Origin of the sequence: Streptodolium elevatio (assembly GCF_040649515.1) — a bacterium.
Classification (GTDB): domain Bacteria; phylum Actinomycetota; class Actinomycetes; order Streptomycetales; family Streptomycetaceae; genus Yinghuangia; species Yinghuangia elevatio.
This window is the reverse complement of sequence record NZ_JBEZFP010000216.1, coordinates 1-9,962: the sequence shown is the minus strand read 5'-3', so window position 1 is coordinate 9,962 and position 9,962 is coordinate 1. Positions and strand designations below refer to the sequence as shown.

7 protein-coding genes and 1 pseudogene are annotated in these 9,962 nt (G+C 73.5%); 7 read left to right on the top strand and 1 reads right to left on the bottom strand.

What is annotated here, in order from left to right:
* The 6 genes and pseudogenes from AB0C36_RS41390 to AB0C36_RS41365 form a co-directional block, all read left to right on the top strand.
* Positions 1-531, top strand: a pseudogene (locus tag AB0C36_RS41390) (hypothetical protein); the annotation flags it as partial.
* Positions 518-2,803 carry a serine/threonine-protein kinase gene (locus AB0C36_RS41385; protein ID WP_358364536.1) on the top strand — a complete coding sequence of 762 codons (2,286 nt, stop codon included), beginning with the start codon at positions 518-520 and terminating at the stop codon, positions 2,801-2,803. The pseudogene AB0C36_RS41390 and the gene AB0C36_RS41385, both read left to right, overlap by 14 nt.
* A complete protein-coding gene (locus AB0C36_RS41380; RefSeq protein ID WP_358364533.1) occupies positions 2,794-4,068 on the top strand; it encodes a PP2C family protein-serine/threonine phosphatase in 1,275 nt (424 codons plus the stop codon). Before AB0C36_RS41385 ends, AB0C36_RS41380 begins: the two co-directional genes overlap by 10 nt.
* A 5-nt stretch (positions 4,069-4,073) precedes the next feature.
* Positions 4,074-5,390: a VWA domain-containing protein gene (locus AB0C36_RS41375; protein WP_358364530.1), complete on the top strand. Its 1,317-nt coding sequence runs from the start codon at positions 4,074-4,076 to the stop codon at positions 5,388-5,390.
* A 93-nt stretch (positions 5,391-5,483) separates the two neighbouring features.
* A complete protein-coding gene (locus AB0C36_RS41370; RefSeq protein ID WP_358364529.1) occupies positions 5,484-6,665 on the top strand; it encodes an FHA domain-containing protein in 1,182 nt (393 codons plus the stop codon).
* 70 nt (positions 6,666-6,735) lie between these two features.
* A complete protein-coding gene (locus AB0C36_RS41365; protein ID WP_358364527.1) occupies positions 6,736-8,385 on the top strand; it encodes a beta-N-acetylhexosaminidase in 1,650 nt (549 codons plus the stop codon).
* 40 nt (positions 8,386-8,425) lie between these two features.
* Here the strand turns inward: AB0C36_RS41365 and AB0C36_RS41360 are convergent, their stop codons facing one another.
* Entirely contained in the window at positions 8,426-9,082 is a 657-nt protein-coding gene (locus tag AB0C36_RS41360; RefSeq protein WP_358364524.1) for a DsbA family oxidoreductase, read from the bottom strand.
* A 138-nt stretch (positions 9,083-9,220) separates the two neighbouring features.
* Between AB0C36_RS41360 and AB0C36_RS41355 the strand changes: the two genes are divergently transcribed.
* Positions 9,221-9,874, top strand: coding sequence for a class I SAM-dependent methyltransferase (locus tag AB0C36_RS41355; protein WP_358364522.1), 654 nt, complete (start codon positions 9,221-9,223; stop codon positions 9,872-9,874).
* Positions 9,875-9,962 lie beyond the last annotated feature (88 nt).

Genomic DNA, 9,962 nt, shown 5'->3' with positions numbered 1-9,962 from the left:
CCGGCCGCCGCCGCGGCGCTGCGCGCCCGCGCCGCGCAGGTGGCCGACCTGCGCCGCCGGGACGCGTGGCCGCAGCTTTCGTCGCACCTCAGCGCGCTGGAACGCGACGCGTCGGCGGCCGGGGAGCGGCTGCGCGCGGCGCGCGGCGAACTCGAGGCGCTGCTGTCCCGCCGCGACGAACTCCGCGGGCTGCTCCAGGCGTACCGTGCGATGGCGGGAGGCCGCGGGCGCGGCGAGGACGAGGTCCTGGAGGGGCTGCACCACCGGGCGTACGACGTGCTCTGGCGCGCGCCGTGCGACCTGGACGACGCGTCCCGGCTCGTCGGCGAGTACCAGCTCGCGGTCACCGCGCCAAGACCTGTGCACCATCGCGCGGTTCGGGTGGACGGGCGGGGCATACACAACGAGACCGGCGCCGGGCCGAGCACCGGGGGCGGGACCGGGACGGGAACGGGCGGCGTCGGACACACCGGCGGCCCGACGAGGGCCGAAGGGCCGAGGGGGGAAGGCGAGGGCAATGACGATCTGTAACCGTTCCGACTGCGGCACCGGGGCCATCGAGGACGGCTACTGCCTCGACTGCGGTCGGGCGCCGCTCAAGGCCGCGACGGATCCCGGCAAGTCCGCCACCGCGGGCGGCTCGGGCCTGGCGAGCGGCCTCGGCGGCGGCCTGGGCCCGAGCGGTCGGTCGGCGACGGGCACCCGGTCCGGCGTCACGTCGGGCCGGACCTCGGGGCGCACTTCGCGCCGCCAGGCCGGGGGCACCGTCGGCCGCCGGCTCGGCGCGGGCCTGGTGGAGATCCCCGCCGTCCCGGTGCGCGATCCCGCCGCGATACTCATGAAGGACCCGGCGATACCGGAGAACAGGCGCTTCTGCCGCAACGAGGACTGCGGCCGCCCGGTCGGCCGCGGGCGCGACGGCAAGCCCGGCATCGCCAACGGCTTCTGCCCGTACGACCGTACGCCCTACTCGTTCGGACCCAAGCTCGAAGCCGGCGACATGGTCGGCCAGTACCGCGTGGTCGGCTGCCTCGCCCGAGGCGGCTTCGGCTGGGTCTACCTGGCCATCGACACCGTGCTGCACGACAAGTGGGTGGTGCTCAAGGGCCTGCTCGGCAGCGGCGACCAGGACGCCCGCGACGCGGTCCTGGCCGAACAGCGGGTCCTCGCGCACGTCCAGCACGCCAACATCGTCACGATCCACAACGTGGTCACACACCAGGACCGCTACACCGGCGACCCCGAGACGTACATCGTCATGGAGTACATCGGCGGCATGTCACTCAAGGACCTGGTCGAGCGCCGCCGCACCGAACTGCAGGACCGCCGCGCGGTGTTGCCGCTCGAACAGGTGCTCGCCTACGCCATCGAGATCCTCCCGGCCTTCGGCCACCTGCACAGCCGCGGCCTGATCTACTGCGACTTCAAGCCGGACAACGTCATCCAGACCGACGACCAGCTCACGCTCATCGACATGGGCGCGGTCCGGCACGTCGACCAGGAGGACGGCGCGATCTACGGCACGATCGGCTACCAGGCGCCGGAGATCGGTGATGTGGGGCCGACCCCCGAGTCCGACCTGTACACGGTCGGGCGCACCATGGCGGTACTGAGCTTCCCCTTCGCGAACTTCACGAAGGAGTGGAAGACCTCGCTGCCGCCCGCGAGTTCGGTCCCGCTGTTCGAGGAGTTCGAGTCCTACCACCGGCTGCTGCTGCGGGCCACGCACGCCGACCCCGAGCAGCGGTTCGCGACCGCCGCCGACATGGCCGAGCAGTGCCTCGGCGTACTGCGCGAGGTCGTCGCCAAGCGCACCGGCGAGCCCCGGCCCGCGCTGTCGGGCCTGTTCGGCCCCGAGACCCGCGTCGCGCACAGCGACGTCGCGGCCTGGAACTCCCCGGGTGCCCCGGGCGCCGTCGCCGTCGCGGCCGGCCTGCCGGTGCCGCGCGTCGACCCGTCGGACCCGGCCGCGGGCCTGCTCGCCTCGCTGCCGACCAACGACCCGGACGAACTCCTGGCGGCACTCACCGCGGCCGGCGTCGACTCGGTGGAGGCCACGCTGCGCCTGGCGTACGTCTGCATAGAACGCGGACTGGTGACGCGCGCCGAGGCGTTCCTCGACGACGTCGACCCCGACGACTGGCGACTGCTCTGGTACCGCGGTGTGGCGGCGCTCTCCGAGGGCCGCGTCAGCGACGCGCTCGCCGCGTTCGACGCCGTGCGCTCGCTGCTGCCGGGCGAGCGCGCGCCGCGTCTCGCGCTCGGCGTCTGCATGGAGCAGCACGGCCACCACGCGCAAGCCGCACGCGAGTACGAGGGGGTGTGGCGCACCGACCGGTCGTACGTGAGCGCGGCGTTCGGCCTCGCCCGCTGCCGCCTCGCCTCCGGCGACCGGGCGGGCGCCGTGGCGACGCTGGAGTCCGTGCCGGACACCGTCGCCTACTACGTCGCCGCGCAGACCGCGGCCCTGCGTACCCGGGTGTGCGACCGCGACCCGGCCGAGCCTCTCGAGGACGACCTGCTGCAGGCCTCGGCCCGCCTGGACGCCCTGCCGATCGAGGGGGAGGCGCACGACCGGCTCGCCGCCGAACTCCTCGGCGCCGCACTGGCCTGGGTGCGCGAAGGGCGCCCCGGGGCGACCGGGCGCGGCGGCACCGTGCTCGACAGCGAGTTGGCGGAGCGGCCGCTGCGGTTCGCCCTCGAACGCACGTTCCGCTCGCTCGCGCGGCACGTCGACGCAACGGAGGAACGCGTGGCACTGGTGGACAAGGCCAACGAAGTACGGCCCCGGACATGGGTGTGATCGGCGTGGGTGCGGGCCAGGCGTCGCACGGGACGGATCCGGCGGTGGGCGCACCCGCCGGATCCGCCCCGGGCGCGGTCGTCGGGTGCCCGAGCTGCGGCGTGCAGCCGCAACCCGGCCACAACTTCTGCGAGGCGTGCGGCTACGAGCTGCGCCACGCGCCTCCGCCGCCGGTCGCCGAACGCGCGCCGCGCAGAGGCGAGTTCGCCACCGCAACGTGCCGATCGTGCCGGACGTCGTCGATCGGTGCGGACGGCTGGTGCGAGTCGTGCGGCCGGGCCTACAACCCGCGCGACTCGGTCGTCACCGACCTGCGCATCGCCGCCGGCATGAGCGACCGCGGCCTGCGCCACCGCCGCAACGAGGACGCGATGGCCGTCGAGGTCATCGATTCCCCGCACGGCGGACCGAGCGTCGTGGCGGTCGTCTGCGACGGGGTCTCCTCGTCGCCGCGGCCCGACGACGCGTCCAGCACCGGAGCGCGCGCCGCCGGTGCCGCGCTGGTCGCCGCCCTGCGCGGCGGCGCCGGGCCGGAGGCGGCCACCCGGGCGGCGGCCGCCGCGGCGGCAAGTGCGGTGGCCCGGCTGGCGGGTCCGGGCGACGTGGACGGGAACGCACCCGCGTGCACGTACGTCTCGGCTGTCGTCACCCCGGAGACGGTCACCATCGGCTGGGTCGGCGACAGCCGTGCGTACTGGCTCTCCGTCGACGACCACCCGGTGGGCGACCAGGACAGCACGCTGCCGGCCGGCGGCCCGTCGCGGCCGGCACCCGAGCCGGACCACACGCCGGTCCGCATCGCGCTGCCGGAGACCCCGCCGCCCGCGGCGTTCCCGGAGGCCGTGAGTGCGGACAGCACGATCCGCATGCCGACGCCTTCTGCGCTGCTGACCGAGGACGACTCGTGGGCCGCGCGCATGGTCGCGTGCGGCCAGTTGACCGAGGCCCAGGCGTACGCCGACAGCCGCGCACACGCCATCGTGTCCTGGCTCGGCGCCGACGCGGGCGAGGTACGGGCGCGCGTCATGACGCTCCGGCCCAACACGCCCGGCGCGGTGCTGCTGTGCAGCGACGGGTTGTGGAACTACGTGCAGGCGGCGCAGACGCTCTCCGCCTTCGCGCTGCCCTACGGTCTCGCGCAGCCGATGCGCGCCGCACGGGCACTGACCGACTACGCCCTCCAGTCCGGGGGCGCCGACAACATCACCGTGGTCCTCGTCCCCTTCCCGCCCGCCGCCCACGTCGGGCCGGAACCCAAGGAGTAGCCGCAATGGCCGCCAACGAAAGCCCTTCCGGGGCGCCCGACTTCGAAGTCGAGGTCTTCCAGAACCAATACTTGCCGATGGGCGGGCGCGAGGTGCACGCGGTCGCCACGGTCACCGCGAAGGGCGAGGTGTCGGGCGGTGCCGCCCGCGGCGGCCTGGCCGCCGAGGTGATCCTCGTGGACACGTCGGGTTCGATGGACTTCCCCGGTACGAAGCTGAGTTCCGCCAAGCACGCCACCAAGGCGGCGATCGACGCGCTGCGTGAGGGCACGCTGTTCGCCGTCGTGTCGGGCACCGGCATGGCGTCGATGGTCTACCCGGCCGAAGAGCGCCTGGTCGTACTCGACGCGCACACCCGGCGTGAGGCCAAGCGCGCGGTCGACCGGCTGCGGGCGCGCGGCGGGACGGCGATAGGGCAGTGGCTGCTGGCCGCGAAGCGGCTGCTGGCTCCGTACCCGGAGGCGATTCGGCACGCGATCCTGCTCACCGACGGCAAGGACGAGAGCGAGACCGCCGCCGACCTGGCCGCCGCCATCGAGCAGTGCCAGGGCGTGTTCACGTGCGACTGCCGCGGCGTCGGCACGGACTGGGTGGTGGCGGAGCTCCGGCAGGTCGCCTCGGGACTGCTCGGCAGCCTGGACATCGTGGCCGAACCCGCCAACCTGGTCGCGGACTTCACCGCGATGATCGAGAACGCGATGGGCAAGGCGGTCGCCGACGTGGCGCTGCGGCTGCGCACCCCCGGCAGCGCGCGGGTCAAGTTCGTCAAGCAAGTACGCCCGTCCATCGAGGAACTGACGCACCGTCGCCAGGACGCCGGGCCCAACATCGGCGACTACCCGACGGGTTCGTGGGGCGCGGAGAGCCGCGACTACCACGTCTGCCTGGAGGTCGAGCCGGGCGACATCGACGACCCGGTGCGCGTCGGCCTGGTGAGCCTGGTCTCGCGTGCCGCGGACGGCAGCGAGACGGAGTTGACCCGCATCGGCGTGTTCGCCGAGTGGACCGACAACGAGGAGCTGTCCACCAAGATCAGCAAGGAGGTCGCCTTCTACACCGGTCGTGCGGAGCTCGCGCAGGCGATCCAGGAGGGCCTGGAGGCGCGCCGGGACGGCCACGAGAGTGCGGCGACCGCGAAGCTCGGGCGGGCGCTCGACCTGGCGAAGGAGTCCGGGGACGAGCACACCGCCAAGTTGATCAAGAATGTCGTCGACGAGGACCCGGTGACCGGGACCATCAAGCTGCGGCGCAAGGTGTCGGACGAGGACGAGATGACGCTGGACACGGCATCGGTGAAGACGTCCCGGTTGCGGACCTCGTAACCTGCCGACCGGCAAAACACCCGAAATTCGTCCGCATGCCGAACCGCCGGGCCCCGGCGCGCGTCGTCGTCACGGAAGACAGGAGGCGCTGACATGGCGATATGCCCGCGCGGCCACAACTCGATCGCCGAGGACTTCTGCGACGCGTGCGGCAGGCCGATCGGTCGGCAGGCCATGCCCCAGCCGCAGTACGCGGGGTCGGCGCCGGAGTACGCCCCGGTGCCCGGCGAACCCTGTCCGGTCTGCCACACGCCACGCGACAGCGCCACCCGGTTCTGCGAGGCGTGCGGGTACGAGTTCGACGCGGACCCGGGCCCGCAGTACGGGGCGGGGCAGCCGTCGCAGTACCCGCAGACCGACGGCGGGCAGGGCTACGCCGCGACCGGGCAGAGCACCGGGTACGACTACTCCGCGGGGCAGCCGCCGCAGCCCGACTACCCGAGCCAGGGCGGCTACCCCGACCCGGGCGGTTACTCCACCCAGGGAGGTCAGAGCGGCCAGAGCGGCGGTCAGGGCGGCCAGGGCGGCGGGCACGGCGTCCACAGCGCGCCGACCGGCCACGGCGGACGGCCGGAGCAGCCCGGGTACTCGGGGCAGAACACCGGCGGCAGCGGGCCCGGTCAGCCGACGGCGCCGCCCGGCCCGCAGCAGTACGGGTACACGCCGCAGACCAGCGCGCCCGCGGGCTACCCGCCGGGCGAGTCGTACTCCGCCGGGAGCTATCAAGAGCCGTCGTACACCGACCAGTGGGGCGGCGGCACGGTCGTCGGCTCGGGGCCGGTCGCGGTGCCGCCGCGGCCGCCCATGCTGCCGGCCGACTACCACCCCGGCACGGCGCCCCCGGCCACCCAGACCGGGTACGTCTGGACCGTGCGGGTCACCGCCGATGCCGAGTATTTCGAGCGGGTCGTGTCCCAGGGCGGGCCGGACGCACACGCGATGCGGTTCCCGCCGTACCACGAGACGTGGACCGTCGCGCTGGAGGGCGAACGCATGCGCGTCGGCCGGCGTCGGGCGGGTGCCGCGGGGGCGGACGTCCCGGAGATCGACCTGTCCGGTCCGCCCTCGGACCCGGGCATATCGCACCTGCACGTGGTGCTGATGGGCCGGCAGGACGGATCCTGGCAGCTCGTCGACCCCGGGTCGACGAACGGCACGACGCTGAACGGCGGCAAGCGGGCCATCGAGTTCAACCTGCCGGTGGATCTGCACGACGGCGACCGCATCCATGTCGGCGCGTGGACCACGCTCGAGGTCAACCTGCGGGCCCGGTGACCCCGTCCCGGAACTGATCGCCGACTAGAGTTCACCGAACCGGCGTTCGGAATCGACCACGGGGGTGTCCATGCGCGGTGGCGCCAAGCGGATCTGGGCAGTTGCCGTCGCACTGGTGCTCGTCGGGCTGGCGGCGTGGGGGACCACCGAGCTGGTCTCCGGCGACGACGGCTCCGGCGGCTCGGGTGGATCCGGCGGCGGCGCCAAGGGACCGGCGGCCGCGGCTCCCGCGCGCGTCCCGCCGGGGTACGACACGATCGTGCCGGCCCCCGTGAGCGCCACGGCCGCCCCCGGAGTCACCTGGACACTCGCCGACGACACGGTGCTCTTCACCGAGCCGGGATCCCCCGACGCCGCCCGGGTGGGCGCGCTGCTCGCCGGAATGCTCCGGCCCGCGACCGGATATGCGCTGCCGGTCCGAGAATTCGACGAGGACGCACCGCCGTCCGGCATCGCCCTCGTCCTCGAACCCGACGGCCCGGACGGCGTCGAGGGCTACCGCCTCACCGTGACCGCGGAGGCCGTCGAGATCCGCGCGGCACGGTCGGCCGGACTCGTCAACGGCGTGCAGACGCTACGCCAACTGCTGCCCGTGGACATCGAGTCGAGGACGCGGGCGGCGGGCCCGTGGACCGTGCCGGGCGGCAGCGTCACCGACATGCCGCGGTACGCGTACCGCGGCATGATGCTCGACATCGTGCGGCAGTACTTCACCCCCGAGGAGGTACGCCGCCTCGCCGACGGCATCTCCCGCTACAAGTTCAACTACCTGCACCTGCGCATGACCGACGACCAGGGCTGGCGCATCGCGGTCGACGGGCTGCCCAGGCTGACCGAGGTCGGCGGGGCCACCCAGGTCGGCGGCGGACCGGGCGGGTTCTGGACGCAGCAGGACTACCGCGAGGTCGTGGCGTACGCGGCGGAGCGCGGCCTGACGCTGGTCCCGGAGATCGCGCTGCCGGGGCACACCAACGCGGCGCTCGTGGCGTACCCCGAACTGGGCTGCGACGGGCGTGAGTACGAGCCGTACACCGGCATCGACGTCGGCTTCAGCACGCTGTGCGTGGAGAGCGAGAAGACCTACGAGTTCGTGGACGAGGTGATCGGCCAGATCGCCGCGCTGACCCCCGGGCCGTACGTGCACATCGGCGGCGACGAGGCGCACACCCTCAAGCCCGAGCAGTTCGCGGCGTTCATGCGGCGCGCCCAGGCCATCGTGCAGAAGCACGGCAAGACGGTCATGGCCTGGCACCAGCTCGCCGACGCGCCGCCGGTGCCCGGGGCCGTCGTGCAGTACTGGAACCAGCAGGGGCGCGAGGCGGACATGATCGTCGACGCGGCACAGGCGGGGGCGAAGGTCGTGCTGTCCCCGTCCGACCACGTCTACCTGGACATGAAGTACGACGATGCCGACGAGCTCGGCCTCACCTGGGGCGGGACCGTCGACGTCCGGCAGTCCTACGAGTGGGAGCCGGCCACGCTCCTCGACGGAGTGCCGGCCGAGGCGGTCATCGGCGTCGAGGCCCCGCTGTGGGGCGAGACGCTGAACAGCTTCGCCGACGCCGAGTACATGGCCTTCCCCCGCATCGCGGGCGTGTCCGAGATCGGCTGGTCGGCCCCCGAGGCACGCGGCTGGGACGGCTACCGGACGCGCCTGGCGGCCCAGCTGCCGCGCTGGGACCTGGCCGGGATCGGCTACGCGAAGCGCGACCTCGACTGACGGCGACCGCGTCCCACGGGCCGCCCCCGCGGCGGCCCCGTCAGGCGGACGGCTGCTTGCCCAGCTCCTCGGTGACCTGCTCCAGCACCTGCAGGAAGGTCTCGGCCTCCTGGGCGCCTTGGACCGCCCACTTGCCCTGGAAGACGAACGTCGGGACGGCGGTCACCCCGATCTCCCGGGCCTCGTCGATCGCCTGCCGCACCTGCGCGAGACCTTCGTCGGACGCCAGGAACGCGGCCGTGCGGTCGCGGTCGAGCCCGGCCTCGGCGGCCAGCTCCGTCAGCTTCCCGTGGTCGCCGACGTCGAGGCCTTCGCCGAAGTAGCCCCGCAGCAGGCGTTCCTTGAGGGCGGCCTGCGTCTCCCGGCCGTACTCCTCCAACGCGTGCCAGAGCAGCCGGTGCCCGGTGAAGGTGTTGGCCGACAGCGCGCTGTCGAAGTCGAAGGCGATGCCCTCGGCCTGTCCGATCTCGTTCAGCCGGGCGTGCATCGCGGGCAGTTGCTCGCGGCCGAACTTGACCGCGAGGCGCTCCGACAGCGGCTCGGCCTTCTCGGGCGTGGACGGATCGAGCTGGTACGGGCGGTACACGACCTCGACGCCGGCACCGTCCGGGAAGGCGGCGAGCGCCTTCTCGAAGCGCCGTTTCCCCACGTAGCACCAGGGGCAAGCGATGTCGCTGTACACCTCTACCTGCAACACGACAGTTCCTTCCGGTACGCGTCCCCGACCAGGCGCGACCGGCGGCGACCGGCCCGCATCCCCGTTGACCAACAGGGCCGCGTCCGGATTTGTTCCGCCCGGTGGCGGCGGCGTTGGCGTAGGTTCAGGGGTGAGCGCGTGCCGGGCCGGAACGATCCCTGGGGGTACGTCATGGCGGAGCGGGGCCACTGGATCTTCGCGGCGTTCTACCGCCGCATCTGCGACGTGAGCGACCGGGCGGGCTTCGGGAAGGTGCGCGCGAGGCTGATCGGCGACGCGACCGGCGACGTGCTGGAGATCGGGGCGGGTGTCGGCGGCAACCTGCCGTACTACGCGAACGCCGACCACGTCTGCCTGGTCGAGCCGGATCCCGCGATGCGCAAGACGCTGGCGGCGCGGCTCGGGCGCTCGCCGGTGGCGGCCGAGATCGGGACGGGCACCGCGGAGGAGACGCCGTACCCCGACGGGCGGTTCGACACCGTGGTGTCGTCGCTCGTGCTGTGCACCGTCGACGACATCGACCGGTCGGCGGCCGAGGCGCGGCGAGTGCTCAAGCCCGGCGGGACGTTCCTGTTCGTCGAGCACGTGGGCTCGCCCGATCCGAAGGCGCGCCGCCGCCAGGAGCGGGTGGAGCCGGTCTGGCGGCGCCTGTTCGGCGGGTGCCGGCTGACCAGGGACCCGGTCGCGGCGTTGGAGAAGGCCGGGTTCACCGAGATCCGCACCGAGACGGTCGACCTCGGCCGGCAGCCCGGACTCACCAAGCCGGTCATCCTCGGGAGCGCGCGGGCCTAGGTCGTGTCTTCAAATTCTCGCCGGGCCCGCGGGCCGTGGCACGCACGCTCGCCGCGTTGCGGACCTTGCCCGGCCAAACCCAGGCCGA